The sequence below is a fragment of the Streptomyces sp. HSG2 genome (genome assembly GCF_016598575.1).
GTDB lineage: Bacteria > Actinomycetota > Actinomycetes > Streptomycetales > Streptomycetaceae > Streptomyces.
Genome location: NZ_CP066801.1, coordinates 5,199,727 through 5,225,240, shown reverse-complemented (window position 1 = coordinate 5,225,240; position 25,514 = coordinate 5,199,727). Strand labels below are relative to the sequence as shown.

23 protein-coding genes and 4 pseudogenes are annotated in these 25,514 nt (G+C 69.0%); 18 read left to right on the top strand and 9 right to left on the bottom strand.

The window, feature by feature from the left end:
- Positions 1 to 40: 40 nt before the first annotated feature.
- From JEK78_RS22745 to JEK78_RS22735, 3 genes are read right to left on the bottom strand one after another with little or no spacing between them, the layout of a single operon-like run.
- Positions 41 to 463, bottom strand: coding sequence for a hypothetical protein (locus JEK78_RS22745; protein ID WP_200259772.1), 423 nt, complete (start codon positions 461 to 463; stop codon positions 41 to 43).
- Positions 460 to 1,290, bottom strand: a complete 831-nt coding sequence (locus tag JEK78_RS22740; RefSeq protein ID WP_200259770.1) for an IS5 family transposase — start codon at positions 1,288 to 1,290, stop codon at positions 460 to 462. Before JEK78_RS22740 ends, JEK78_RS22745 begins: the two co-directional genes overlap by 4 nt.
- Positions 1,291 to 1,341: 51 nt before the next feature.
- Positions 1,342 to 2,388 carry a DUF4158 domain-containing protein gene (locus JEK78_RS22735; protein ID WP_200262024.1) on the bottom strand — a complete coding sequence of 349 codons (1,047 nt, stop codon included), beginning with the start codon at positions 2,386 to 2,388 and terminating at the stop codon, positions 1,342 to 1,344.
- Between the two features lie 767 nt (positions 2,389 to 3,155).
- Between JEK78_RS22735 and JEK78_RS22730 the strand changes: the two genes are divergently transcribed.
- A complete protein-coding gene (locus tag JEK78_RS22730) occupies positions 3,156 to 3,719 on the top strand; it encodes a hypothetical protein (protein ID WP_200262023.1) in 564 nt (187 codons plus the stop codon).
- A 29-nt stretch (positions 3,720 to 3,748) separates the two neighbouring features.
- On the opposite strand, the gene JEK78_RS22725 is transcribed toward JEK78_RS22730, so the two are convergent.
- Positions 3,749 to 4,372 (bottom strand): HAD family phosphatase, encoded by a 624-nt coding sequence (locus tag JEK78_RS22725; protein ID WP_200262022.1) that lies wholly within the window; start codon positions 4,370 to 4,372, stop codon positions 3,749 to 3,751.
- Positions 4,373 to 4,607: 235 nt separating this feature from the next.
- Between JEK78_RS22725 and JEK78_RS22720 the strand changes: the two genes are divergently transcribed.
- Entirely contained in the window at positions 4,608 to 5,483 is an 876-nt protein-coding gene (locus JEK78_RS22720) for a recombinase family protein (protein ID WP_200262021.1), read from the top strand.
- Between the two features lie 393 nt (positions 5,484 to 5,876).
- The gene (locus JEK78_RS22715; protein ID WP_207187882.1) at positions 5,877 to 6,203 is read left to right on the top strand and encodes a hypothetical protein; all 327 of its coding nucleotides are present in this window, start codon (positions 5,877 to 5,879) and stop codon (positions 6,201 to 6,203) included.
- Here JEK78_RS22715 and JEK78_RS22710 read toward each other — a convergent pair whose 3' ends face one another.
- Positions 6,204 to 7,499, bottom strand: coding sequence for an ISAs1 family transposase (locus JEK78_RS22710; protein WP_200262019.1), 1,296 nt, complete (start codon positions 7,497 to 7,499; stop codon positions 6,204 to 6,206).
- Between the two features lie 46 nt (positions 7,500 to 7,545).
- Between JEK78_RS22710 and JEK78_RS22705 the strand changes: the two genes are divergently transcribed.
- From JEK78_RS22705 to catA, 3 genes are all read left to right on the top strand, one after another.
- Positions 7,546 to 8,097, top strand: coding sequence for a hypothetical protein (locus JEK78_RS22705; RefSeq protein ID WP_200262018.1), 552 nt, complete (start codon positions 7,546 to 7,548; stop codon positions 8,095 to 8,097).
- Between the two features lie 76 nt (positions 8,098 to 8,173).
- Positions 8,174 to 8,899, top strand: coding sequence for a hypothetical protein (locus JEK78_RS22700; protein ID WP_200262017.1), 726 nt, complete (start codon positions 8,174 to 8,176; stop codon positions 8,897 to 8,899).
- A 272-nt stretch (positions 8,900 to 9,171) separates the two neighbouring features.
- Positions 9,172 to 10,539 carry a type A chloramphenicol O-acetyltransferase gene (gene catA / locus JEK78_RS22695; RefSeq protein ID WP_200262016.1) on the top strand — a complete coding sequence of 456 codons (1,368 nt, stop codon included), beginning with the start codon at positions 9,172 to 9,174 and terminating at the stop codon, positions 10,537 to 10,539.
- Between the two features lie 212 nt (positions 10,540 to 10,751).
- On the opposite strand, the gene JEK78_RS23590 is transcribed toward catA, so the two are convergent.
- Positions 10,752 to 11,039, bottom strand: coding sequence for a hypothetical protein (locus tag JEK78_RS23590; RefSeq protein WP_242483194.1), 288 nt, complete (start codon positions 11,037 to 11,039; stop codon positions 10,752 to 10,754).
- Between JEK78_RS23590 and JEK78_RS22685 the strand changes: the two genes are divergently transcribed.
- Positions 11,025 to 12,226, top strand: a protein-coding gene (locus JEK78_RS22685; RefSeq protein WP_200262015.1) for an IS3 family transposase whose coding sequence is annotated in 2 segments (ribosomal slippage) — positions 11,025 to 11,316 and positions 11,316 to 12,226 — 1,203 coding nt in all. Because the reading frame shifts where the segments join, the coding sequence is not laid out codon by codon here. The two genes, JEK78_RS23590 and JEK78_RS22685, sit on opposite strands and share 15 nt — an antisense overlap.
- A gap of 30 nt (positions 12,227 to 12,256) precedes the next feature.
- Positions 12,257 to 12,388 (top strand): annotated as a pseudogene (locus tag JEK78_RS22680) (ATP-binding protein); the annotation flags it as partial.
- A 49-nt stretch (positions 12,389 to 12,437) separates the two neighbouring features.
- Here JEK78_RS22680 and JEK78_RS22675 read toward each other — a convergent pair.
- Positions 12,438 to 12,965, bottom strand: a complete 528-nt coding sequence (locus tag JEK78_RS22675) for a DinB family protein (protein ID WP_200262014.1) — start codon at positions 12,963 to 12,965, stop codon at positions 12,438 to 12,440.
- Positions 12,966 to 13,162: 197 nt separating this feature from the next.
- Here JEK78_RS22675 and JEK78_RS22670 point away from each other — a divergent pair.
- From JEK78_RS22670 to JEK78_RS22645, 8 genes and pseudogenes are all read left to right on the top strand, one after another.
- Positions 13,163 to 14,551: pseudogene (locus JEK78_RS22670) on the top strand (transposase); the annotation flags it as partial.
- 11 nt (positions 14,552 to 14,562) lie between these two features.
- On the top strand, positions 14,563 to 14,904 hold the full coding sequence (locus JEK78_RS23580) for a transposase (RefSeq protein ID WP_242483445.1): 342 nt from the start codon (positions 14,563 to 14,565) through the stop codon (positions 14,902 to 14,904).
- Positions 14,905 to 15,192: 288 nt separating this feature from the next.
- Complete coding sequence (locus JEK78_RS23575; protein WP_242483193.1) at positions 15,193 to 15,951, top strand: hypothetical protein; 759 nt, start codon at positions 15,193 to 15,195, stop codon at positions 15,949 to 15,951.
- Entirely contained in the window at positions 15,867 to 16,904 is a 1,038-nt protein-coding gene (locus JEK78_RS23570; RefSeq protein WP_242483192.1) for an IS1634 family transposase, read from the top strand. Before JEK78_RS23575 ends, JEK78_RS23570 begins: the two co-directional genes overlap by 85 nt.
- 177 nt (positions 16,905 to 17,081) lie before the next feature.
- A complete protein-coding gene (locus tag JEK78_RS22660) occupies positions 17,082 to 18,794 on the top strand; it encodes a Tn3 family transposase (RefSeq protein ID WP_242483444.1) in 1,713 nt (570 codons plus the stop codon).
- Positions 18,795 to 18,994: 200 nt separating this feature from the next.
- On the top strand, positions 18,995 to 20,650 hold the full coding sequence (locus JEK78_RS22655; RefSeq protein ID WP_200264317.1) for an ABC-F family ATP-binding cassette domain-containing protein: 1,656 nt from the start codon (positions 18,995 to 18,997) through the stop codon (positions 20,648 to 20,650).
- 83 nt (positions 20,651 to 20,733) lie between these two features.
- Positions 20,734 to 21,684, top strand: coding sequence for a phosphotransferase (locus tag JEK78_RS22650; protein ID WP_200262013.1), 951 nt, complete (start codon positions 20,734 to 20,736; stop codon positions 21,682 to 21,684).
- Positions 21,685 to 21,880: 196 nt separating this feature from the next.
- On the top strand, positions 21,881 to 22,762 hold the full coding sequence (locus tag JEK78_RS22645; RefSeq protein ID WP_242483191.1) for a recombinase family protein: 882 nt from the start codon (positions 21,881 to 21,883) through the stop codon (positions 22,760 to 22,762).
- Positions 22,763 to 22,841: 79 nt separating this feature from the next.
- Here JEK78_RS22645 and JEK78_RS22640 read toward each other — a convergent pair.
- A pseudogene (locus tag JEK78_RS22640) lies at positions 22,842 to 22,976 on the bottom strand (SAM-dependent methyltransferase); the annotation flags it as partial.
- Between the two features lie 169 nt (positions 22,977 to 23,145).
- On the opposite strand from JEK78_RS22640, the gene JEK78_RS23565 reads away from it, so the two are divergent.
- Positions 23,146 to 23,376 carry a transposase domain-containing protein gene (locus JEK78_RS23565; RefSeq protein WP_347341195.1) on the top strand — a complete coding sequence of 77 codons (231 nt, stop codon included), beginning with the start codon at positions 23,146 to 23,148 and terminating at the stop codon, positions 23,374 to 23,376.
- Positions 23,358 to 24,473 (top strand): IS4 family transposase, encoded by a 1,116-nt coding sequence (locus tag JEK78_RS22635; protein ID WP_242483190.1) that lies wholly within the window; start codon positions 23,358 to 23,360, stop codon positions 24,471 to 24,473. Before JEK78_RS23565 ends, JEK78_RS22635 begins: the two co-directional genes overlap by 19 nt.
- A 14-nt stretch (positions 24,474 to 24,487) precedes the next feature.
- Here JEK78_RS22635 and JEK78_RS22630 read toward each other — a convergent pair.
- Positions 24,488 to 24,991: pseudogene (locus tag JEK78_RS22630) on the bottom strand (class I SAM-dependent methyltransferase); the annotation flags it as partial.
- Positions 24,992 to 25,514 lie beyond the last annotated feature (523 nt).

The following is a 25,514-nucleotide window of genomic DNA, read 5'->3' as shown; positions in this document are numbered from 1 at the left end:
GGTTGGGGAAGGACCGCTGGTCGTGGGTTCGGGGTGGCCTTCAGGTCTCGGGGCGGGTGAACAAGCCGGGTTCAGGTTCGACGAGGATGCCGCGGCTGACCAGGCGTTTCAGTTTGGAGCGGATGCCTTCGGTGTTCTTCGGGAGGGTCGGCAGGTCGAGGGCCTGGCAGAGGTCGCGGGCGCGCATCGGTCGGCCCTCGTCGGCCAGGGCGGTGAGGATCTGCTGGTAGGCGGGGTGGTCCGGGATGTCGGGGCGGTCCGGCTCAGTGGCGGGTGTGGGCAGTGGGAGAGCGAGGAGGGTCTTGCGGGTGATGCGCAGGTTCTCGCTCTCCGCGTCGATCTCGCCGAGCCGCACTCTGAGCTCCTCGATGCGGTCCCGGAACTGCCCGGCCTGGTCGGCTAGTTCACGCTCGCGGGTTTCGATGTGTTCCAGGATGGCTTTGACCTGTGGGTTCTCGCTCACGTGGTCCTCCAGGAAGCGAGGGTGGCTCCGGTGAGTCGGCGGCTCATCACGGAGGTCATCGCCCAGAAGACGCGGGATCGGGAGGAGGCGGGCCGGTGTTCGTAGTCGCGTACGAGACGGCGGTAGAACATCAGGATCCCGTTCGTCTGCTCCACGATCCACCGCTTGGCCTGCACGACGAAGCCCTTGCCGGCCGGGTTGCGCTCGACGATCTCGACGTCGATGCCCACGTTCTTGCCGTGATCGACGACCTTCTTCTTGAAGCCCTGGTCGACCAGGGCTTTGGCCACGGTGTCGCACTGCCCGGCGACACCGTCCAGCAGGGCGATGCCGGCGGTGTTCTCGTGCGCGGAGGCGGGCAGGACGACGCAGTCCACGACCAGGCCCAGTACGTCCACGGCCAGGCATCTCTTCCTCCCCGGCACCCTTTTCGCGGCGTCCTTGCCGGTCGTCGTGGCCGGGACGCCGACTGCGGCGTGGATGCTCTGCGTGTCCAGGATCACCAGGCTCGGGTCGGCTAATCGTTTCCGCTTCTCTCGCAGATGCCAGCGCAGCAGGTCGTGAATGTCCTGGTCGGTGCCCTCGTCGCGCCAGAGGTAGAAGTAGTACTTCACCGCTCCGGGCGGGGGCATGTCGTGGGGCAGGAACTCCCACTGACACCCCGTGCGATTCTGGTAGAGGATGGCGTTCACGATCTCCCGCATCGCGTACTTCCCCTGATGCCCGCTGACCGACGGATGCCGGGCCTTCCACGCCGTGATCACGGGTTCGACGAGCTCCCACTGCTCATCGGTGAGATCACTCGGGTACGGCTTGCGCATGCTCATGCCACAACCCAAGCGAACCCCGAACGCCTGACCGGCAACGATGCCCCAACGTCACACCATCGAGCGATGACAAGACCGACAGAACGCCACATACCGCACTCTAAAGAGGATGTTCTCCTTGCCCGACACCTTCTTGAACGCGTTGACCAGCTGCTCGGTGACCTTCTTCTCCGCCCGCGCCCCGATCCGGTGCACCGTGGATATCAACAGTTCCACCAGCGTGTCCGTGATCTCCCGCTCCCGCTCATGCAGCAGCGCGGCCAGCAGCGTCACCCGCAGCGCCAGCGGGTGCGTGCGCAGGTGCGAGGGAGACTCCACCGCGGCCCGCGCCCGCCATCCGGCCACCACCTTCGGCGCGACGTCCGCGAACAGATCCGGCGGCAGCCCGACCGCGCGGACCGCGAGCAGCTTATCGATCTCGGTGAGCATCGTCTCCAGGCTCACATTGCCCGGGGCCTCCTTGATCTTCCCCAGGACCGGCGGCCCGTCCTCGCCCTCACCAGCACCGGCGTCACCGGGTTCGGCGTCGTCTTCCTGGTCGGCGCCAGCGACCAGGGCCACGATCCGCTCGATGCTCTCCACCGTGATCCGCGCCGAGATCCGCGCCGTCAGCGTCTCCTCGGCGACCCGCAGCGCCGCCCCCACGATCCGGTCACACCGCCCCGGTGTGGGCGGCTCGATGCACTCCGTACGACAACGGGCCAGCAGTTCCACCCGCACCTGCTCCGGCCGCCGCTCCTTGCACGCGACGTGCTCGGCGAGCCAGGCCGTCAACTTGTCCGCGTCCGCGACACTGCACTCACGAAAGCCCAGATGCCCGCGGATCTGCGCACGGTGGTACTCCACCGTCCGGCCGCTCCACTCATACGCGTCCAGCTCGGCGGCGGGCACCTGTACCTGCCGGGCGACGAACTCCACCGCCTCGCCCGGCAGCTCGAACCGGCCCCGGGGAAACCGGCCGTACTGCGTGTAGAACTTCAGCAGCACGGCGAAGCCCAGGCGCGTCGCGCCGCGCTTGCCGGACACGAGCCCCTGCTCGTCCTTCAACAGCGTCCAGTGCTCGACCAGGTCGTCCAGGTCCAAAGAGGTACGGGCCACGGTTGTCGATCGTCCTCTCGGGGCATCACCCCGCGCAGCTGTACGACCCCGGACTCACCCACACGGGTGACACCCCCACAAGATCACCGCCGTTTGCGGCTGGTGACAGAGTTCTTACCGGCACCCCAGGTCCGGCCGCTTCCGTGCGAGGGCACCGATGCGTTCATCGTCCGCCTCGCCCACGCCAACCACCTCAAGGCCGGCTACCTGCGGGACTACCTCTGCGAACCGCCCCACCACAAAGGCGCCCCGAGCTTCAGCCGCCTCGGCGCCGCCACCGGCCGGGACCCCGCCGCCCTCCGGGACACCCTGGAAGGCACGTCCGGCACCTGCAAAGAGTGCGACGCACCGCTCCCGGCGACCAAGCCCGGCGCCCGGAGCCCTCGCCAGCACTGCTCCGCCCGCTGCCGTCGGCGAGCCCACCGACGACGACGCCACCCGGACCAGTCCACTCAACCCCCGCCGCTGGCCTGCGAGTTTTGCGCGAAGCCCATCGCAGAGACGGCCGAGGGAGAGGCCCGGCGCTGGTGTTCATCGCGCTGCCACCACCGCGCACGCCTCCAACCGGCCGGACCGACCGTTCTCGAGCGGCAGCCCGACCTCTCCGAGCAGAGGCCCACGGCCGGCTGCAGCCACTGCGGCACCCCCATCGACCCAGGCCGGACCGGCGCCCGCCGATACTGCTCCGCCGCCTGCCGCCAGAGAGCCTTCCGGCGGCGGAAGGAAGTACGGGACAACGTCCCCGCTCACGACGGCCTGATCAGCCCGTGACCACTCCCCAAGCGGACAGCCCCTCGCAGGCTTCTCGGCTCACCCGCCTGCCCATCCAGGTCCGACCCCGCCTCGGCGAGGGCACCGAGTCCTTCATCCGCCGTCTCGCCCGCGCCAACCACCTGCCCTACAAATACCTGCTCAGGGTCCTTTGCCGACACGGCAGCTACGGGACTCCAGACCTCGACCTGCTGGCCCAGGTCACCGGACGGACCGTCACCAACCTTCGACGGGCACTCCCCGACGCCCCGGGACGCGTTGACTCCGACCCGGCTCGGACCTGCGTCTTCTCCACAGCGCTCGACCGCCGGGTCACAGACTCCCCGACCAGGCTCAACCTCGTCATGCTCCTGTTCGACGCCTACCAGGACGGCACACACCGGCACCAGCTCAGCGCCCGCTACAAACTCGACCGGCGCATCGTCCGCATCGCACTCCAGCACCAGCAACCCCGCGGACCCATGCGCCACACCCACAACCTCATCACGCTCCTGGCCGCGATCGACCCCGCCGATCTGCACGACATGCTCACCCCACTGACGTCGGCACCGCCCTCATGATCACGGTCCGGGCTGTTGGGCAAGCGACGTCAGCCGGAGATCGAAACTTTCCCGTTCAGATGGTCCGCGATGCGCACGATGGTCCCCGCGTTCTCCTCGAACAAGTGCGCCTGCATGCCGACTGCCTGAGCGGCCTCGACGTTGACCGCAACGTCATCGACGAACAGACAGTCCTCCGGGCGCACTCCCAGCCGGGCACAGGTCACCTCGAAGGCGCGCGGGTCGGGCTTGCAAACGCCGATCTCGTGGGAGTAGACGATCTGCTCGACCAGTTCGTCAAAGTGGTACGCGGCTACCTCCCGCTCCCGGGCACCGACGAAGCTGTTGCTCAGGATGCCCAGCCTGCAGCGTGACCGCAGACCCCGCACATACGTGATCAGCTCACTGTTCGGCGTTCCCAGATACTCGGCCCACAGATCCGCCATGAAGGCTTCCACGTCAACAGCGTCGAGACGGAGACGCTCAGCCACCTGATCTCGCACCTCAGGCTCGCTGACCGCCCCGATACTGCCCGCCTGCCAGACCTCTCCCAACCGCTCGTGCACAGCACCCGTCGGCAGCCCGAGCCTCTGTTCCCAGCGTCCAACCCACCCCGTCTCGGGAGTGAGCTCCAGCACTCCACCGATATCGAGAATGACGCAGCGCGAGTCCAACGGATTCCCCCTCGTTCATTGCGTGGTCGAGCCACCGACGCGCACGCAGTTCGTTCATGTGATCCATGCACACTCTCGGCCTTCACCCCAGGGCAAGGTCAAGGAACAAGCAGTTCCCGTGACAGTCCTGTTGAAAGCCGCCCCCGTCCCGCTGAACCCGCAGGCACAGCCCTGCCCGATGCGCGGTCAAACTTCGGTGGCAAACCGTCAAACTTCACTGTCACAGGTCAGCGACATGAGCCAGCTCGCCGAACCGGCCGCCGCCGTCGAACAGTTCGACTGCCCCACCTGTGAGGTGCCCGCCGGAAGCACCTGCCGCACCCGCGGCGGCAAGGTCGCCCCGAAGTACCACACTCCGCGCTTCATGCTCGTACCCCAGCTCCGCGCCGAACTCGAAGTCCGCACCCCGGCCGACCGGAACCCCGGCCACGCCTGGGCGAAGGGCCCGGCCGTCGACACCACCCCGCCGGAGCCTGCGACGAAACCCACGAGAGTGGGCTACGCCCGTTGCAGCACCGCCCAGCAAGAACTCCAGAGCCAGCTCGATGCCCTGGCGGAAGCCGGGTGCGACCCGGTCTTCTCGGAGAAGATCAGTACCCGCGTCAAAGTACGGCCCGAGTTCGTGAAGGCCCTGGACTTCGCCCGCACCATCAAGAAGGCCGTCCCCCACCAGCGGGTCGTTCTCACCGTCCACGAGATGAAGCGCCTCGGACGCGGCGCCGCGGAACTCCTGTCCATCGCCGACGACCTGCGCACCAACGACATCGAGCTCGAACTGCTCACCGGGCCCCTGCAAGGGGTCTACGACCCGTCCGGGCACGGCGCCGCCCTCTTCGCGTTCTTCGCAGGCATGGCCGAGTCCGAACGCGAGTACATCCGTGAGAAGTCCCTCGAAGGCCAGGCGTCCGCCCGAGACCGGGGCAGGCACGGCGGACGGCCCAAGGTCTTCGACGACGACATGGCCCACTACGCCCGCACCCTGCGTGCCGGCGGCGTCTCCGTACCCGAGATCGCGGCGAAGCTCTTCATCCCCACCGGCAAGAACAAGGGCCAGAACCCATCCGTCGCCTCCGTTTACCGCGTCCTCGCAGAGGACGAACCCGAGACCTGAACAGCCCGTCTACGGCCGCAAGATCACCCTGCTATCCCTTCCGGCCGTATCTCGGCTGACCCTCTAGAGGAGCCCACGGCCGCTCTGGTGGCCCCCGCCGTGGCGAAGCCCGCCCCGGCCCCGGACCTCCGCTGCATCGCCGTCGCCGACCGCGACCGCGCCGCCGAGATCACCGCCCGGGTCCACCGGCTCATGCTGCTTGGAGCTAATGGCAAAACGTCCCCTCTATACGCGAGGGGGTTCTCCCAGCTAGATGGTTTTACTTCTACAGGTAGTAGTGGGCTGATCCCGGCGAACGGGATGGAAAAGGCAAAGACGACGCCTTCGGCGGCGACTGGGAAGAGGACTGGCCAGGCGTTCGGGGACGACCTCAGCGCCGTTGCCAGGAAGGTCATGCGCCGCGTGTGGCACGCGTGGAGGGTCCAACTCGGCCATGGGGTGGTGTTCTTGCCTTCCGGCACCCCGGAGGAGCTCAGCCGGTCAATCACGGGCGACGCGTGGAACGACCTGCACCACACGGTCGAGGTCGCCCTGCGCCGGTCCACCGAGTCCGAGCTCGTCGAACTGCTCGCCAGCAACGTCGTCAAGCGGAACGAGTGGGGCGAGATCGTCTGGCGAGCCGAGAACCTCGGCCGTCTGGCCGGGTGGCGCCTGTGGCGGCTCATCAACTCCCGGAAGAACCAGCAGGGCCCCGGCGAGTGCCTGGATCGTCCGGTTTGATCATGTGATGCCGTAGAGGGCGAGGACGCGGGGGCGTTCGGTGTGGGCTCGTCGTCCGGCGGCGGTGTTGACATAGCCGGCGAGCTTGAGCGCGCTGCGGATCAGGTCGCGCAGGGCAGCGAGTACGGCGGGCGTGTTGTGGGTCCTGACCTGGGACTTGTCCTCGTTGAAGGTGACATCTCGGCACCAGTGGACGGTGTTTTCCACCGTCCAGTGCCCGCGAGCCCAGGACGCGATCTCGGCTGCGTTCGCTTCCTCGGCGGGCAGGTCGGTGATGGCGTAGACGGTCTCGCTGGACCACTTCTTGGCCCCGTAGAGACGGCGACGGCGCTGGATCCGCAGGACCTGGGCCGCGTGGGGGAAGAGCAGGCCGTTGACGGTGACGACCTGGACGAGACGCTGTTCGTGACGGCCGTGGCCGCGGGCGTCGTCGCGGTGGATGACGGGGATCTCCTTCCAGGGCAGGGCGTGGAGTTGACGGGCCTGGCCGCGCTGGTTGTTCTTGATGGTCAGCAGGTAGTGAGCGCCGCGTTCGTGCAGGTAGGTGGCGTGGTCGCGCTGGGCGTGGAGGGCATCGGCGGTCACGACCACCCCCGCGAGATCCGCGTCGTCGATTCTGTCGAGCAAGGGCTGGAACTCGGGGATTTCGTTGGTCTTCGCGCCGATCTCGCGGGAGGCGAGCGTGACACCGTCGCCGTGGCGGACGGCGGACAGGACGAAGACCCGGCTGCCGTCCGGGCGCCTGGCGCCCCGCAGGCACTTGCCGTCCACCGCGATCGCCCGCCGCCGGATCCGTACCGGCCCGGCATGGGCGGCCGCCCGGTGGGCCCGGCGCTGTTCACGCTCGGTGCCACCGTCGGGCATGACCGGCTCCGGCCGGCGGGGCTGTGCGGACAGCAAGGGCCGCAGGTAGTCGTAAGCCGCCGCACAGATCTCACCGTGATCCAGGCGTCCCAGGACGCTGCGGAGGGTCTTCTCGCTCGGCACCCGGTAGCGGCCGAGGAGCGGGTGGTAGGGCAGGCCGAAGGCGGCCAGTTCCTCCGGCGTCGCACGTCGGCACCACTCCGCCGCCGCGGTGATCGAGTCGTGGCCGGACGGGGTCATCGCGCAGACCATCAGGGCCAGCAGTGAGGAGAGCCGGTAGCGCACCCCGCAAGTCCCTCTCGGGTCGGTGACCGACTCGAACTCGGCCACCAGGCGGCGGACTTGGTCCTTGGCGGCCCCCTCGCCAAGGGCTTCCAGGCGGGGCACCGCGCAAGCGGGGGCAGCGACAGGGGATGATGGAGGAACGAACACGGCACCTTCGTGGATCTTGAAGCGTAGAGAACTCCATGATCCACAGGTGCCGTGTTCGCCTGCTTCCGGGGCCCACCACCGAGATCAACACCCCAAGCTGGGGCAATTCAGGCACTCGCCGGGGCCCTGGAAGAACCAGCACGGCTACGGCCGCCGCCGCGAGGTCGTGCCCGCCGCCCACGTCGAGCGGTGGGACAACATGACCCCGGCCGAGCTGGAGCGCCGCCGGGCCCGCGCCAACGCCGTCGTCCAGGCCCCGCCGGACTTCGACCGGCTGGAGGACCTGCGGGAGCAGGAGCGCCGCCGCGAGGCCGCCCGCCTGGCCGCCGAGGCCGAGCTGGCCGCCCAGGCGAAGCAGGCCGCCGAGGAGTCCACGCGCCGCGAGCTCACCGGGCGGTGGGGCCTCGAACGGTTCGCTGAGCAGAGCCCGACCCGGCGGTGGGCCGCCCGGGAGCCCGAGGAGGTCCACGAGGCACAGATGGCCGCGCGCCGCGCCCTCGACGCCCCGCGCGCCCTGTCGTCCTCCGAGATCAGCTGGCAGGCCGCCGTGGCCAAGGCCCGCGCCGAGAAGCGCGCCCGCCGACGCAACCAGGGATGAGCACCAGGACCACGCCGGTACCGTGGCCGGAGAACGAGAACGCCGAGGTCATCGGCACAACGGAGGGGAGCCGGCCATGACACTGGCCGTACGGATGAGCCCGGAGGTCAAGCAGGCCCTCGGCCCGCAGATGGCCGTGCAGGCCCGCGGCATCACCGAGGGCACGTGCATCGAGTGCCAGCAGCCGCTCGACGCCGGGCCGGTCAACGTGGTGCTGGGCATGGGACCCATGGGCGCCGGCGGGATCTGGTTCGTGCACGACCGCTGTGCGCCGTCGCGGATCATCGAGCTGAACGCCGAGGCCGAGGCCGCGCTCGTGCAGCCCGAGGACGGGCTCGACATGACGATGGCCGCGGGCATCGTCGAGGGCACACCCGTGCTCGTCGCCCGCATGGTGATGACGCCGCTCACCGACTCCGGCACCTACGGGTCGGAGCCGCGCAACGTGTTCATGCAGGCCCTGCTGGAGAACGGATTCCAGCTCGTCACCGCCGAGCTCGACGCCGAGCCACTGGCCGAGTGGGTGGCCGTGTTCCAGCCCCACGGCCGCGACCTGCAGCTCGCCGTCCTGACGCCGACCGGGGAGAAGTTCTACGCGGGCACGCTCCCCAGGCCGCCCGCCGGGTGGGTCAAGGCCGTGCTCGACGGGCACCAGGTCCTGCTCCTCGGCGGAGACGCCGCGGGCAGCCACGACGCCCCCGAGGTCGAGCAGGCCGCCGCCCTGGCCGTCGCCGCGAGCGAGGGCAAGCTGGCCGGCGCACGCGTCGCGGCCGGACGCCCCAGCGACTTCGGCCTCTCCTGACGCCTCAGCTGTGGAGGCAGCCCGCCACCATGGCGAACAGCACGAAGGCGCCGATCACCCGCCACGTCCACTTGCGCCCGAGCAGCCTGGAACAGCAAGAACACCATTGAGGGCCCCCTGAGTTGACCTCGACACAGGGGCCCATTCTCGCGTCCGTGATCGCCCGACCGCTGGGCTACCGCCGAATCAGCCAGCCCCCAGGGCGAGGATCAACGGAACCGCAACCGGCGGTAGAGGCCGTTCCGCTTCCCGAGTTGTGTACACAATGGCTTGTGCGTGAGAACGGAGTCCGCGAAGCGCGGGCACAACTGACCCAGCTTCTGGAGGACGCAGCCCAGGGCGAGGCGACCCTCATCACCCGGCACGGCCGGCCCCTCGCGGTGCTGCTGCCGCCCGAGGCCGCCGAGTGGTGGGAGGCCCGCCAGCGCCACCAGGCCGAACTCGCCCGCCGCCAGGCCGCCGCCGACGAGCGCCAGGCCCTCCGCGACGCGTGGGGGAGCGAACTCGTCCACCCCGTGGCCGCCGTGGTCCGCTACCACGGCGACCCCGCCAGCGACGATCCGCTCTACCTGCGCGACGCCGACCAGATCCCCCGGCCCCGCCGGGAACTCCGCGCCCTGGTCGAGCAGCTGCGACCGGACTACCGCTCGTGGATGGTCGAGGCGTGGTACGAGGACGACCCCCGCCGACCCAGCCCCGACAGCGCCCGCTTCCGCAACACCGCCCGCCACCGCTACGACTGGCAGGACCTCGGCGCCAACAACGTCCTGCACCTCCTCGACGCCGAGGGCAACACCCTCGCCCAGGCCGAGTACGACCGCCGCCGTCCTGGCCGGGCAGGGCCCCGAGGGCTGGGGCGCCCTCCACGGCCGGTTGGAGGAGATGTGCTGATCGGCTTCCGGCTCTCTGTCCGAACCGGCGGTCTCGTCAATCGGTTGGGTCCAAAACTCGACGGCTGGCATGATGAGCGGATGGACGCTCCTACCCCGATCGACGTCGACACGTGGCCGCGCCGACAGCACTTCGAGCACTATCGTCGGCTCGTACCGTGCACGTACTCGATGACGGTGGAGTTGGACGTCACCGCGTTCACTGCGGCGTTGCGTCGATCGCGACGTAAGTCCTACATCGCGCAAGTCTGGGCACTTTCCACGGTTGTCAACCGTCACGATGAGTTCAAGATGTGTCTCACTACGTCGGGTGAGCCGGCCGTCTGGCCTGTCGTGCACCCTGCTTTCACGGTATTCAACCCGGAACGCGAGACGTTCGCGTGTGTGTGGGCCGCCTACGATTCCGACTTCGGAGCGTTCCATGACGTAGCCGCCCCTCTGCTCGCGGAGCACAGTCGCGCCACCGACTTCTTCCCACAGGGGAAGCTGCCGGCCAACGCGTTCGACGTGTCGAGCCTGCCATGGGCGTCCTTCACCGGGTTCAACCTCAACATCGGCAACGGCTGGGACCACCTCGCGCCGATCTTCACGCTGGGCCGCTACACCGAGCGAGACGGCCGGGTCCTGCTCCCCCTGGCAGTACAGGTGCACCACGCCGCCGCGGATGGGTTTCACTCGACACGGCTCGTCAACGAGTTGCAGGCTCTCGTTACAGATCCGACCTGGCTGGAGGAGACCCCGAAGGCCTGAGCAAAAGGCCTCGTCAGTCCTCGCGCCGTCCTCGTCGTCAAGCCCGGCGGCGACCGGGTCGCGCAGTGGGCGCAGGCCGCCGTCTTCCGGGACCGAAGGGCCCTCAGCTCGCGAAGCGGAACCCGCAGTTGGAACTGGCAATACCTCCCCGTCTGCCATCACGGCCCCGGTCTCCTATCTCTGACCCACGGTGCAAGGTAGGGCCGCGCCCGCTACCGGTTCCGGCGACGTGCGGCAGGGTCGCGCTCCGCGACGTGCCGGGCGACCGCGTCGACGCCGGGACGGGCGTACCGCTCCAGGGAGCGGACGGAGGCGTGGCGGGAGCGGGCCAGCAGCATCGGGGTAGAGGTGCCGCCCTCGGCGTCGTGGGTGAGGGAACTGTGGCGGAGCCGGTGGAGCGTCCAGCCGTCCAGGTCGGGCCTTGACCCCGGATCCTGGACACCCGAGACACTTGGATCTTGAAGGTCCAGGAGAACGGATGTCCCGTGGTCATGAAGCACTACCCGCCTGAGTTCAAGGCGGACGCGGTCGCGCTGTACGAGTCGCGGCCCGGGGCGACGATCAAGTCGGTCGCCGCTGATCTGGGGGTCAACCCGGAGACGCTGAGGAACTGGATCCGGGCGGCCGGTGCCGCCCGTCCCCGTGGCCGCCGCCCGGAGGGTCCGGCGGTGCCGGAGTCTTCGCTTCAGGCAGAGCTCGCCGCCGCGCGGAAGAAGATCCGCGAGCTGGAGGAGGAACGCGAGCTCCTGCGGAAGGCCGCGAAGTATTTCGCCGGGGAGACGCGCTGGTGAACCGCTTCCAGTTCGTCTGCGACCACCAGCGCCGATACGGCGTGAAGCGGTTGTGCCAGGTCCTGGGCATCGCCCGCTCCAGCTTCTACTACTGGCGCCGGACCGCACCGGACCGGGCGGCCCGCCGGGCGGCCGACGCCCAGCTCGCCGCACGGATCCAAACCGTCCACCGGGAGTCGGAAGGCACCTACGGTGTCCCCAGGATCACCGCCGAGCTCCGCGAGGACGGTGAGCGCGTCAACCACAAGCGCGTCGCCCGCCTCATGCGCACTGCCGGTATCGCCGGGACGCGCCTGCGCCGCAGACACCGCACCACGGTCCCGGACCCGGCCGCCGCGAAGGCGCCCGACCTGATCGGCCGGGACTTCACCGCCACGGAGCCGAACACCAGGTATGCCGGCGATATTACGTATCTCCCGCTGGACGGTGGGAAGTTCCTCTATCTCGCCACGGTCATCGACCTCGCCTCGCGCCGCCTGGCCGGATGGGCGCTGGCCGATCACATGCGGACCGAGCTCGTCACCGATGCCCTGGACGCGGCGATACGGACCCGCGGCAGCCTCGCGGGGGCCGTCATGCACAGCGACCACGGGGCGCAATACACCAGTCGGGCCTTCGCCCACGCCTGCGCGAAGGCCGGTGTCCGCCAGTCCATGAGCGCGGTCGGCAGCTCGGCGGACAACGCGCTGGCCGAGTCCTTCAACGCGACGTTCAAGCGGGAAACCCTCCAAGGCCGCAAGAGCTGGTCCAGCGAGCGCGAAGCCCGGCTCGACGCCTTCCGATGGCTGAACCGCTACAACACCCGACGCCGCCACTCACGACTCGGACAACGCAGCCCGATCGCCTACGAGACGGCACTCGCCGCAACATCAACTACGCTGGCTCAAGCCGCATAGCCCGTGTCCAGGATTCGGGGTCAAGGCCCCTTCACCGATCCCCGGCTCTGCGCTGCCATCGTCGACCGTCTCACCTTCAACGGCGCGATCATCCAGACCGGCACCGAGTCCTACCGCCTCGCCCACACCAAAGCCCTGGCCGAGCAGGCCGCCGCCGGCTGAGAGGGGCTGCCGGGTGCTGGCGCGGTCGCTTCAACCGCGCCAGCACGTCTCACGCGCCGGTGACTCCGTCGACCTGCTCGCGGATGAGATCAGCATGACCGTTGTGACGTGCGTATTCCTCGATCATGTGCACCAATATCCAGCGCAGGGAGACTCCCTGATCGCCGACGTGACCCGCTTCCTGCTCGGACAGTTGGCCGGAGTCATCCAGCGATGCGTCAGCGATCAGCTCACGACCTCGGGCGACCTCCCCTTGCCAGGCAGCCATCGCCTCGTCGAGTCCTCGTTCCGGCTGAAGGGCGAAGCCGTCGAAGTTGCCCTCCCCGAAGACTGGCGACACGGTCAGACCTGCGAACACACGCTGGAACCAGTTGCGCTCCACCTCGGCCATGTGCTGAACGAGACCGAGCAGCGTCATCGACGACGGTGACGCCGCAGCAAGCCGTAATTGATCATCTTTGAGGCCCGAACACTTCAGGGCGAGAGTCGCACGGTGAAAGTCCAGCCATGCTTCCAGCATGGTGCGCTCGTCGGCATGCGCGGGCGGGATCGGCCGTCCATCCGGTGTCGTATTCATGAGCACACCCTGGCAGCGGCGGCTATGGGCCACGACCGTCTTCGCTGGCGACGAACACGTGTCTCGCCCGTCTTCCACGGCGGGTCAGTGACTCTGTTGCGCATTTTGCTGCGGGGTGCTCGTCGGGTCGGGGATGATCGTTCCGTTGGGTCCTGCCGGGTTGTTGCGGGGCCCGGGGAGGACGGTGCTCGGTGTCGATGCGGCCGCAGGGGTTACCAGAGGTTCCGGAGTTGACGGCGGCGGTGGCCGCGGTGGTGTTCCCGGACGGCTCGCTGGCGATGCGGGTTCGGGAGGAGTTGGCGGGGGTGTTCGCGGACGAGCCGTTCGCGGAGGCGTTCGGTGCGCGCGGGCCGGCGGGATTGTCGCCGGGGATGCTGGCGCTGGTCACGGTGTTGCAGTTCGCGGAGAACCTGACCGACCGGCAGGCCGCGGAGGCGGTGCGTGAGCGCCTGTCGTGGAAGTACGCGCTGGGACTGGAGTTGACCGACACCGGTTTCGACTTCACGGTGCTGGCGAGGTTCCGGGCTCGGCTGGTCGAGCACGGCATGGAGCGCTTGGTCTTCGACCGGCTGCTGGAGCACTGCCGCGGCAAGGGCCTGGTCGGCGCGGGCGGGAAACAGCGCACGGACTCCACGCACGTGATCAGTGCGGTGCGGGACCTGAACCGTCTGGAGCTGGCCGGGGAGAGCGTGCGCGCGGTGCTGGAGGCGCTGGCCGGTGCGGCGCCGTCCTGGCTGGCGGGCCGGTTCGGGGCTGAGCGGATCGCCGAGTGGGAGCTGCGGTATGCGGCCCGCGTGGATTCCTGGCGGCTGCCGTCGTCGAAGACCAGGCGGGACCGGCTCGCCGAGGTCTACGGGCAGGACGCGCTCGTGCTGCTGCGCGCCGTGCGCGAGCCGGATGCCCCCGCTTGGCTGCGCGAAGTGGAGCCGGTGGAGTTGCTGCGGCGGATCTTCGTGCAGACCTACCACGTCACCTGCAACGCCCGGGGACGGGAGGTGGTCAGGAAGCGGGAGGCCGACAGTGACGGCGTCCCGCCCGGACAACTGCGGCTCGCCTCGCCCTACGACGCGGATGCCCGCTGGTCGGCGAAGGGAGACGAGCTGTTCTGGTGCGGCTACAAGGTCCACCTCACCGAGACCTGCGACAACGACAACGGCACTGACGGTGCGGGCGGCACTGACGGCACCGCTCCCGCCGCGGCCGGCGCCCCGCACCTGATCACGGACGTGGCCACCACCGCCTCGACCGCGCCGGACGTGACTGCCACCGCCGCCATCCAGCACCGCCTGGCCGAACGCCAGGTCAAGCCGGGCGAGCACTACCTCGACTCCGGCTACCCCTCCGCCGACCTCGTCACCGACGCGGCCCGCGACGGCATCACCATGATCACCCCGCTCCTCGGCGACCACTCCCGCCAGGCACGGGAGGCCGAGGGCTTCGACAAGGCCGCGTTCCGGATCGACTGGAACACCCGCCAGGTGACCTGCCCCGAGGGCAGCACCAGCACCGGCTGGTATCCCGTGCAACAGCACGGCCGCGACGCCATCGTGATCGCCTTCGCCGGCGGTGACTGCCGCCCCTGCCCCTCCCGCGAGCGGTGCACCGCTGCCGTCCGCGGCAATCGCATGCTCACCCTGCGGCCCCCGAGGTCCACGAGCACGTCACCGCCGCCCGCGCCGAGCAGAAGAGCGACACCTGGCAGGCCAAGTACGCCCTGCGTGCAGGTGTCGAGGGCACCATCAACCAGGCCCTCGACGTCACCGGGATGCGCCGGGCCCGCTACCGCGGCCTGCCCAAGGTCACCCTCCAACACGCCTTCTCCGCCACCGCGATCAACATCATCCGGCTCGACGCCCACTGGGCCAGCCGCCAGCCCCACCGCACCAGACGATCCTGGACAAGCCGCCTGTCCCGCCTCGTCTACCAACTCGCCGCGTAGCACCAGCCAAAATGCGCAACAGAGTCGTCAGTGACATCAAAACTCACTGACATCGATCTTGCTGAGCCATACGAGGCGACTCCCGGAACCGCCTCCAAATGACTCCCTCACAAAGTGACACAGCCAGCTGGCCTGGGTTCGACGTAATTCGAGGGTCCTGGAGGCTCTTGCGGGCTGAAGGTGCAGGTCATCGGGGCGCGGACGGCGCAAACGGCTGGAATGGCCTAGAGACACGACTTTCTTGATTCACCTGTGTTGGCCTGCTACTTCGGCCTATCGTCTGGATCCATGTACGTGAGGACGACGAAGCGGGAGAACAAGTCCGGCACGGTCCGGTACCTGCATCTGGCCCACAACGAGTGGGATCCGGTGAAGGGGCGGGCGGTGCCGAAGGTGCTGTTCACCTTCGGCCGCGAGGACGACCTGGACCGCGAGGCGGTCAGGCGTCTGGTCATGTCTCTATCGAAGCTGCTGGAGCCGGGCGACGCGCTGGCCGCAACCGCGGCGTCGGACCTGGAGTTCGTCTCCTCGGTGCCGTTCGGCGGCGCCTATGTGCTCGACCAGCTGTGGCGCCGGCTGCGGATCGACCAGATCGTGGGCCGGGTCGGGCAGCCCAAGCGAGGCCGGCGCCGGGACATGACCGCGACCGAGCGGGTGCTGTTCGCCCTGGTCGCCAACCGGGCGCTGGCCCCGTCGTCGAAGCTCGCGGCGGCGGAGTGGATCACGAACGACGTGCACATCGACGGCCTGGCCGAGACCGGCGAACAGCCCTGCTACCGGGCGATGGACTGGCTGCACGAGGTGCAGGACGACTTGGAGAAGCAGGTGTTCGACGAGGTCGCGAACCTGCTGAACCTGGAGGTCGACCTGCTGTTCTTCGATACCACCAGCACCTACTTCGAACTGGAGGAGCCCGACCCCCCCGCCCGCAACGCGCGGGCCGGCGCCTGGACGCCGACGATGTGGACGACAACGAGGCCAGGCAGGCCGGGTTTCGGACCTACGGCAAGTCGAAGGACTCCCGCGACGACCTGCCGCAGATCGTGATCGGCATGGCCGTCACCAGGGACGGCATCCCGGTCCGCTGCTGGTGCTGGCCGGGCAACACCTCCGACCAGACGCTGATCCGGCAGGTCAAGGACGAGATGCGGGACTGGACCCTGTCCAAGATCGTGTGGGTGGCAGACCGCGGTTTCTCCTCCGCCGCCAACCGCCGCTACCTGCGCAAGGGCGACCACGCCTACATCATCGGCGAGAAGCTCCGCTCCGGAAGTCCCGAGGTGCAGGCCGCCCTGTCCCGCCAGGGCCGCTACCAGGACGTCGGCGAGAACATGCGCGTCAAGGAGGTGCGGATATCCGACACCGACCGGTTCGTCATCTGCCACAACCCTGAAGCGGCCGAGCGTGACCGGCACATGCGCGAACAACTCGTCGCCCAGCTGGCCGGCTTGATCGCCGACACCGACAAGCTCAGCGACTTCAAGCGGGGTGAACTACGCGGGAAGATCGCCGACAAGCCCGGCCTGAACCGCTACCTTCGCGCTACCCCGGCCGGCAAGCTCCGCGTCGACCAGGCGAAGATCAAGGCGGAGGAGAACCTCGACGGGAAGTACCTCCTGCGCTGCTCGGACCCCCACCTGAGCGCCGAGGACATCGCGCTGGGCTACAAGCAACTGCTCGAAGTCGAGCGCGGCTGGCGCGACATGAAGCAGATCATCGACCTGCGGCCCGTCTACCACCGCCTCGAAGAACGCATCCGAGCCCACGTCATCCTCTGCTGGCTCGCCCTCCTCCTCATCCGGATCACCGAGACCACCACCGGCAAGACCTGGCCGCACATCCGACGCGAACTCGACCGCCTCCATCTGGGCACCTTCACCGGCCGCACCGGCACGTTCCAGCAGGTCACCACCCTGACCAAGCCTCAGCGCGACCTACTCGCGAAGCTGGACATCCCCGCCCCCAAGCAGGTCGTCTCACTTCAGCCCACACCTCGCTGACCAGCGAGAACACCACCGCCTAGAGACACGCCCTCCAGGCGGACACACGCATGTCCACCCAGGTCAGGCCCCAGATTCGCCTCTCCAGACTGCCGAATTACGTCGAACCCGGGGCTGGAGAAGTACGCCGGCGTCGACGGCAAGACCCGCTTCTACGACGCCACAGACGTGGTGCCGATGGACGGGGTGGTGCGCAGGGACTGGCGTGAGGCGGTCGTGGACGACAGGGGCCGCGTCGAGCGCATCCCGTACGAGCTGTGTGTGCTGGTGGCGCTGCGGGACGCGGTCCGGCGCCGGGAGATCTACGTCGAGGGCGCCGCGCGGTGGTGCAACCCGGAGGACGACCTGCCCGGCGACTTCGAGGCCACCCGCGCTGTGCACTACGCCGCGATCCGCCAGCCGCTGAACCCGAGGGTGTTCATCGCGGACCTGAAGAAGCGCATGACTGCGGGCCTGGACGGGCTCTCGGCCGCGCTCGCGGACGGCTCGGCGGGCGGGGTGAAGGTCACCGCCCGCAAGGGCGAGCCGTGGATCACCGTGCCGAAGCTGGAGCCGCTGGCCGAGCCCACCGGCCTCCAAGCACTCAAGGACGAGGTCGTACGCCGCTGGGGCGTCCTGGACCTGCTGGACGTGCTGAAGAACTCCGACTTCCTCACCGGCTTCACCGAGGAGTTCTCCTCGGTCGCCGCGTACGAGCGCATCGAGCGGGACGTCCTCCAGCGCCGCCTCCTGCTCGCCATCTTCGCGCTGGGCACGAATATGGGCATCCGCGCGATCGTGGCGACCGGCGAGCACGGCGAGAGCGAGGCCGCGCTGCGGCACGTGCGCCGGCACTTCATCACCGTCGACAACCTCCGTGCGGCCGTGACCAGGCTGGTGAACGGCACGTTCGCCGCCCGGGATGCTGCCTGGTGGGGTCGCGGCAACGCCTGCGCGTCGGACTCGAAGAAGTTCGGGTCCTGGTCCAGCAACTTCATGACCGAGTACCACGCCCGGTACGGCGGCAACGGCGTGATGATCTACTGGCACGTGGAACGGAAGAACGTCTGCATCTACTCCCAGCTCAAGTCCTGTTCGTCGTCCGAGGTCGCGGCGATGATCGAGGGAGTGCTGCGGCACTGCACGGACGCCGAGATCGAGTCCAACTACGTCGACACGCACGGCGCCTCGGTGGTCGGGTTCGCGTTCACCGAGCTGCTGAACTTCCGCCTGCTGCCGCGACTGAAGAACATCGGCAGCATCCGCCTGTACCGTCCGGACGACGCCCCGCCCGGTTGGCCCGCCCTCGGGGCCTCGCTGACGCGGCCGATCCGCTGGGAGCTGATCGAGCAGCAGTACGACCAGATGGTGAAGTACGCGACCTCGCTCCGCCTGGGAACGGCGGAGGCGGAGCAGGTGCTGCGGCGCTTCACCCGCGGCGGCCCCAAGCACCCCACGTACGCCGCGCTCGAAGAACTCGGCCGCGCCGTCCGCACCGTCTTCGCCTGCGACTACCTCGCCAGCCCCGGCCTGCGCCGGGAGATTCACGGCGGCCTCCAGGTCGTGGAGAACTGGAACAGCGCGAACACCGTGCTGCACTACGGCAAGGACGGCGCCCTGACCGGCCCGGACAAGGAGCACGCCGAGACCTCGATGCTTGCCCTGCACCTGCTCCAGTCCGCGCTCGTCCACGTCAACACCCTGCTGATCCAGCAGATCCTGGCCGAACCGGCCTGGGCCAAGAAGCTCTCGGACGAGGACCGGCGGGGCCTGACCGCGCTGTTCTGGTCCAACGTCAACCCGTACGGCACCTTCCGCCTGGACATGGACAAGCGCCTCGACCTGGGGCTCATGGTGCCCCGCCCCCGCGTCCCGGCGGACGCCGCCCGATCGTCCGCGGAGAACCGATGAAGGGCTGCCCAGACTCACCCCCCTCGGATGAGCGAGGGGGGTTGAGGATCACGGACTTCGCGGCAGGTACGAATTGAAGCGAGACGATTCGTCTTGTTACGGTGGGGGCATGGCTTTCCTCTTCTTCGTCTGAGTCCGGGCACGGCCGACGCCGCCGCTTCTGCTGCCCGTAGCCCCTTCGTATGCCCAGGGAAAGCCATATGCGCGACCGCGCCCATGCCTCCGTGTCCACCGTCGCCCCCGCTACCGTGGCGCAGCTGTCTGTCAAGAACGTCACCAAGTCCTACGGCACCCGGATTGTCCTCGACCAGGTCTGCTTCACCGTCCGTCCGGGCGAGAAGGCCGCCGTCATCGGCGAGAACGGCTCCGGCAAGTCCACCTTGCTGCGGCTGCTCGCCGCGGTCGAGATGCCGGATTCCGGGGAGATCACCGTCAACTTCGCCGGCGGCACCGGCCACCTGGCCCAGACGCTTGACCTCGATGCGGACTGCACCGTGCAGGACGCCGTCGACCTCGCCTTCGCTGACTTGCACGACATGGAGTGCCGGTTGCGGGTGGCGGAGATGCGCCTCGGAGAGGCGACGGAAGGGGATCTCGCCGCCTACGGCGAGCTGCTGATCGCGTACGAGGAACGCGGCGGGTACGAGGCGGACGCTCGCGTGGCTGCCGCCATGCATGGGCTCGGGCTCGCCCGGATCACCCGCGACCGCGTGCTCGGCTCGCTGTCCGGCGGCGAGCAGTCCAGGCTCGCGCTCGCCTGTGTACTGGCCGCCTCTCCCGAACTGCTGCTCCTCGACGAGCCGACCAACCACCTCGATGCGGCAGCCGTGCGCTGGCTTGAGGAGCGCCTGCGCGCGCACCGCGGCACCGTCGTCGCCGTCACCCACGACCGCGGCTTCCTGGAGCGCATCGCCACCACGATTCTCGAGGTCGACGGGGACGAGCGCACGGTGCGCCGGTACGGCGACGGCTGGGCCGGCTACCGCGCCGCGAAGGCCGCCGCCCGGCGCGGCGCGGAGCAGCGGTACGCGGACTGGGTCGAGGAGGTGGTTCGCACGGAGGAGCTGCTCGAGGCCGCAGGAAGGCGACTCGCCGGCACCGGCCGCGACCCGAAGCAGGGTTTCGGCAAGCACCGCCGGTCCAGCGAGGCGAAGCTCGGCGGGCAGGTGCGCTCCGTCCGGGAGCGTCTGGCCCAGCTGCGGCGCAACCCGGTGGCACAGCCGCCGGCACCGCTTCGTTTCACGACGGCGCCGGCGGCGGCAGACAGCCTCGCCCAGGGCTCCACCCTCGCTGAGTTCGACGGCGTACGGGTCGGCGGGCGGCTGCGTCTGGACGGGCTTCTTGCAATCGTGCCCGGACAGCGGCTTCTGGTCACGGGCGAGAACGGCGCGGGCAAGACGACGCTCCTGCGCGTCATGGCGGGCGACCTGGAGCCGGACGCGGGCACGGCACGCCGCCCCGCCAGGATCGGCTACCTCGCGCAGGAACTGCCCGCGCACTCCACCCGACTGCCACTGCTCGCCGCGTTCGCCGCCGGGTGGCCCGGGCTGCCGGACGAGTACGCCGAACAGCTCCTGGCCCTGGGGCTGTTCCGAGAAGGGGACCTGCACGTCCCGGTTGCCGCGCTGTCCGCGGGACAGCAACGGCGACTGCAGATCGCCCGCCTGGTGACCCGGCCCGCGGACCTCCTCGTCCTCGACGAGCCCACCAACCACATCGCGCTCGATCTGGTCGAGGACATCCAGGCAGCGCTCGCGACGTACCCGGGAGCGGTGGTCATGGTCTCGCACGACCGCGGCTTCCGCGCGCGCTTCGAAGGGGATCAGCTGGAACTGCGCACCAGCCGCAGGCGCTGACCCCCGTCGGGCCCTCCTCTGCCACGAACGGCGCTCACCCCGACCTGCCCAACAGCCAGAAGACCCACGGAAACGATAGAGTCATGACCACCTTCCTGACACCACAGCAAGTCGCCGCCCGCACCTCCGCCGCCGTCGAAGCGGCCCTCGTGGCAGGGCGCGAGCTCGGACTGACCATCACCGACCCCACGGTGCTCCACGACGTCTTCTCCGTCGTCGTACACCTGGCGCCCTCGCCGGTCGTGGCCCGGATTCCCACTGTCCTGCCGCACCCAGAAGATCTGGCCGCCCTCGCGCGCCGCCAGCAGGACGAACTGGACGTGACACGTTGGCTGGCCGACCAGGGAATCCCCGTGATCGTGCCCAGTCCGCTCGTGCCGCGGGAGCCCGTGCAGCGCGGCGGTCTCTCCATGACGTTCTGGCCCTTCGTCCCGGAGGACCGGGACACGGAACCCGACTACGTGGCGAACGCCGAAAGCGTCGCCGACCTGCACGCCGCAATGCGCACCTACCCCGGCCGCCTGGATTATCTGTCCGCGGCCGATCCGCGGTTCATCGCGGAAAGCCTCGCCCGGCTCCACCAGCACCCCGCCCTGATCGGTGCGGCCGAGCTGGACCGTGCCCGCCGCGAGTGGCAGCTCCTGGAACCCCTCGTGCGCTCACGCGCGGCCTTTGAGGCCCGGTTCCCGGGCATCGGTCTCCAGCCCATCCATGGCGACTCCCCGCCCGCGAACATCTTCTCCGGGGTGGACGGCAACCTGTACGCCGACTTCGAACTCGTCACCCTGGGGCCTGTCGAGTGGGACCTGGCCGCTCTCGGACCCGAGCACGAATCCGCCTACAACCGCGGCGCGCAGCGCAACGGCACGAGGCCGCTCGATGAGGAGGTCCTGGGCTTCGTCAACGCCCTGGGCATGCTGCGAGTTGTCGCCACTCTCACGCTGGTCCCACAGCTTCCCGAGCTGATGGAGTACCTCAAGCCTGCCGTCGACCGCTGGCAGACGATGCCCTTCGCAGGCGGCATGGACAGCTGACACCGGCCGATGGCTGTGCGTGGTACCCGCTCAGTCCGTCGTTGGGTGGCGAGGCTTCGGGAAACCTGCTGTGGCGTTTCATAGGTGGTCCCTGTTTCAACACCGCGCGCGGACCTTGGGGATCACGTCGGGGAGTGTTTCATTGGCCGTTTCCAAGCTCTTGATTGGTGAAACGGACTCGTGAAACAGTGGAGGCATGGACACCGCTCCGCACCTCCTCGTCGAGGCCCACCCCTGCCCGATGTCGACCTGCCGGGCGCCGGCGGGCTCGCCGTGCCGAACGTCGGCCGGGAAAGTGGCCGTCAGCTACCACACCGCCCGCTTCCAGGCCGTGCCCTCGCTCCGCTCCGAGCTGCGCGTCGCCACCCCGGCCGTCCGCCACCCTGGGGCCACCTGGCGGGAACTGCCGGCCCCGACGTCGGCCCGCCCCGCGCTCGACGCCGAGATCCGCATCGGCTACGCCCGCGTCTCCACCACACAGCAGGAGATCCAGTCCCAGATCGACGCCCTCAACGCAGCGAACGTCCACCGGCTGTTCCAGGAGCGCATCAGCACCCGGGTCCGCGAACGCCCCGAGATGAAGGCCGCGCTGGACGCCGCCCGGGAGTACCGGGCCCTCGGCGCGAAGGTCACCCTGGTCGTGCACGAGATGAAGCGCCTCGGCCGCGGCGCCCTGGAACTGCTGAAGGTCGCCGAGGAACTGCGCGACGCGGGCATCGAGCTGGAGTTCCTGACCGGCCCGCTCCAAGGCCGACATGACCCTGCCGGGTACGGAGCGGCCCTGTTCGCGTTCTTCGCCGCCATGGCGGAGGCGGAGCGCGACTACATCCGGGACAAGACGCTGGAGGGGCACGAAACCGCCCGCACCAAGGGCAAGACCATCGGCGGCATGAAGGTGACCGACGGTGACATGCTGGCGATGGCGCTGCACCTGCGGGAGACGGGCCTGAGCCTGCGCGAGATGGCGTCCCGGCTCGTCATCACCAAGGGCGCGAAGAAGGGCCGCCACCCCTCCCCCGCCACCGTCATGCGGATGCTCCGCGAACACGACGAGCAGACAACGGCAGTGAGCACCTGATCGCCCCGCCACTTTGCGGCTGGTGTCTGAGCTAGGACTTCGGGGCCAATACGCGAGCCCACCAGTAGAAGGCCATGCTCTAGCGGAGGCGGGCCAGCAAGTGGGCGTCGAGGAAGCCCCGCTCGGAGGCCGGGTCGTGGAGCAGCCGGGCGAACGTGACGAGCCCGGCCCCGGCCAGCAGCTCGGCGAACCGGTCCGCCGGCCAGCTATAGGCCAAGGCCGTGAAGTTACGGTCCGGGCTGGGTTGTCGATAGGGCTGTGATCTGCGGGTTCGGGAGACGCAAGAAGCGGAGCCCCGGTAGAACTGGCAGTCGACCAAGACAACCGTTCACTCACCGGAGGCTCCGCTGTCCGGACAGTCTGCCATCACGCGTGTCGTCAAGGTGGCCGAAGGACTCTATGCCCCGGGTCACTTAGGTGAGTTGACCCGGATCGTTCCGTTCGAGCTGGTCGATGCCGTGCTTGTCGAGTGCGGAACGGTCCAGCAACGGCTGCGGAAACTGCCCGCGCGGGTCATTGTCTACCTGCTGCTGGCCGCAGCCCTGTTCGAGACTGCGGCTATCGCGAGGTATGGCGCAAGCTCACCGGCGCCCTGGTGGGGCTGCCCCTGGTGAAAGTGACCGCGACCGCGCTGTGGCACGCCCGCTGCCGGCTCGGCGTGCGCCCGATGCGAGCCCTGTTCGACGTCCTGCGCGGACCCGTCTCCGCGATCCGTACGACCGGAGCACGCTGGAAGGGCCTGCTCGTCGTCGCGATCGACGGTACCCACCTGGACGTCGCCGACGACGAAGCGGTCCGCGCCAAGCTGGGCAAGGGGTCCAACCAGTACACCGCCGCCTCGGGATACCCGCAGGTCATGCTGGTGGCCCTGGTCGCCTGCGGCACCCGCGCGGTCATCGACGCGGTCTTCGGGCCCCGCAAGCCCGGCGAGTCCGTCCTGGGCCGCCGCCTGGCACGCTCCCTGACCAACGACATGATCGTCCTGCTGGACCGGGGATTCTCCTCCAATCCGTTCCTGACGACCGTCGCCGGCGCCGGAGCGGACTTCCTCGCCCGTCTCTCCTCGGGACGCAAGCCGCCCGTCCTGGCCGTCTTTGCGGACGGCTCGTTCCTGTCCAGGATCGGTGACATCGAGGTCCGCGTCATCATCTGCGAGATCACCATCGCCACCAGCGCGGGCCGCCGCACCGGCGCCTACCGGCTGGCCACCACGCTCCTTGACCATCGCACCCACCCGGCATTCGACCTGGTCAGGCTCTATCACGAGCGCTGGGAAGTGGAATCGGCCTACTTCGAGATCAAGAAATCGATGCTCGGCCGACGCGTCCTGCGCTCTCGGACCTGGCCCGGCATCGCCCAGGAGATCTACGCTCTCCTGACCGCCTACCAGGTGATCCGGATCGCCATAGCCGACGCTGCCCAGGCATCCGGCGCCGATCCCGACCGATGCAGCTTCTCCATCGCCCTGAACACCGCCCGTGACCAGATCGTCCAGGCTCAAGGCGTGATCGCCGACACCGTCATCGACCTCGTCGGCGCGATCGGGCACGCGGTCCTGGGCACTCTCATGCCCGCCCGGCGAATCCGCCTCGGCCCCCGCGCGGTCAAACGGCCCTTGTCCCGATACGCCTACAAGAGCATCAAAGTCGACCGCCACACGTACAAGGCCACCATCAGCATCGACATCTTGACGTCGGCTCCCGAACCCTAACTTCACGGCCTTGAGCTATAGGCGGGTGTCACCTTGTGGTCGAAGCGGACCGGCTCGGGCCCGTCGGTCGCGAAGAACGAAACCAGGAGCAAGCCCCCTGGTGCCAGGACACGCGCCTGCTCGGCGAGCAGCGCGGGTAGTTCCCCAGGAGGGGTGTGGATCATCGAGTAGTGGGCCAGCACGCCGCCGAGCGCGCCGTCCTCAACTGGGAGGGCCTCCATCCGGGCCTCGTCGAACTTCAGCGCCGGATGGGCCCGCCGGGCGTGGTCGACCATGGCCGGGGAGAGGTCGAGCCCGAAGGCATCCAGCCCCAGGTCGTGCAGCATGGCCGTCAGATGTCCGGGCCCGCAGCCGACGTCGGCCACCCGCGAATTCCCCGTCCCGCGCACCAGCTCGGCGAAGGTGCCGATCATGTTCCGCGCGAACGGCTGGGTCTCCAGTCGATTAGCGAACATCGACGCATACAGCTCGACGACCCCGTCATAGGCCGCCCTGGTCTCGTCTTGGTGCTCCGCCACGGGAAGGAAGTTAACACCCCCCATTCTCAGCTGTTCTCCGGCCCCGCGCCGTCGTAGCGGACTCGCTCGGCTACCACGACAAGATCACCACCCGGCTCCGCAACGAGACCAGGAGAACCTGAAGCGATACGCCGCCGGCGACCACAGTCGGTGACCAGCTGGCTGGGTTCCCCCGGGGAACTGGCGACAGTTGATTAGGCGATCACACCAGTACCGGGGCCGCTTTCGGTCACGTGCTCGCTGCCTCTGATCGGCCGCGCGCCCTCCAGGTCGGCGAAGTCCCCGGACCCCGCCCCGCTGTCCCTGACCTAGCGTCACGCTGATTACAGGGAGCTACTTGTCACTTCGCCGTAGCTTCGGGAGAACAGGGCCTCCACCGGCGGTGTGCCCTCGCACAGCGTGCCCAACAGTTCCCTCTTCACAGGCCGATCCCCTCGGTTGCGTTGTCTTCCCACTTCTCGCCCTCGTCCACGTACTCCCAGAACACCGGGCTGTTCTTCGACCAGCCGCCCTGGGTGCGCAG

Excerpts from the sequence above, each read along its gene's own strand:
- JEK78_RS22740 (WP_200259770.1), bottom strand. The coding sequence starts at position 1,290 with ATGAGCATGCGCAAGCCGTACCCGAGTGATCTCACCGATGAGCAGTGG.
- JEK78_RS22720 (WP_200262021.1), top strand. The coding sequence starts at position 4,608 with ATGAGCCAGCTCGCCGAACCGGCCGCCGCCGTCGAACAGTTCGACTGC.
- JEK78_RS22715 (WP_207187882.1), top strand. The coding sequence starts at position 5,877 with ATGCGCCGCGTGTGGCACGCGTGGAGGGTCCAACTCGGCCATGGGGTG.
- JEK78_RS22700 (WP_200262017.1), top strand. The coding sequence starts at position 8,174 with ATGACACTGGCCGTACGGATGAGCCCGGAGGTCAAGCAGGCCCTCGGC.
- JEK78_RS22675 (WP_200262014.1), bottom strand. The coding sequence starts at position 12,965 with ATGAATACGACACCGGATGGACGGCCGATCCCGCCCGCGCATGCCGAC.
- JEK78_RS23575 (WP_242483193.1), top strand. The coding sequence starts at position 15,193 with ATGTACGTGAGGACGACGAAGCGGGAGAACAAGTCCGGCACGGTCCGG.
- JEK78_RS22660 (WP_242483444.1), top strand. The coding sequence starts at position 17,082 with ATGGACGGGGTGGTGCGCAGGGACTGGCGTGAGGCGGTCGTGGACGAC.
- JEK78_RS22655 (WP_200264317.1), top strand. The coding sequence starts at position 18,995 with ATGCGCGACCGCGCCCATGCCTCCGTGTCCACCGTCGCCCCCGCTACC.
- JEK78_RS22650 (WP_200262013.1), top strand. The coding sequence starts at position 20,734 with ATGACCACCTTCCTGACACCACAGCAAGTCGCCGCCCGCACCTCCGCC.
- JEK78_RS22645 (WP_242483191.1), top strand. The coding sequence starts at position 21,881 with ATGGACACCGCTCCGCACCTCCTCGTCGAGGCCCACCCCTGCCCGATG.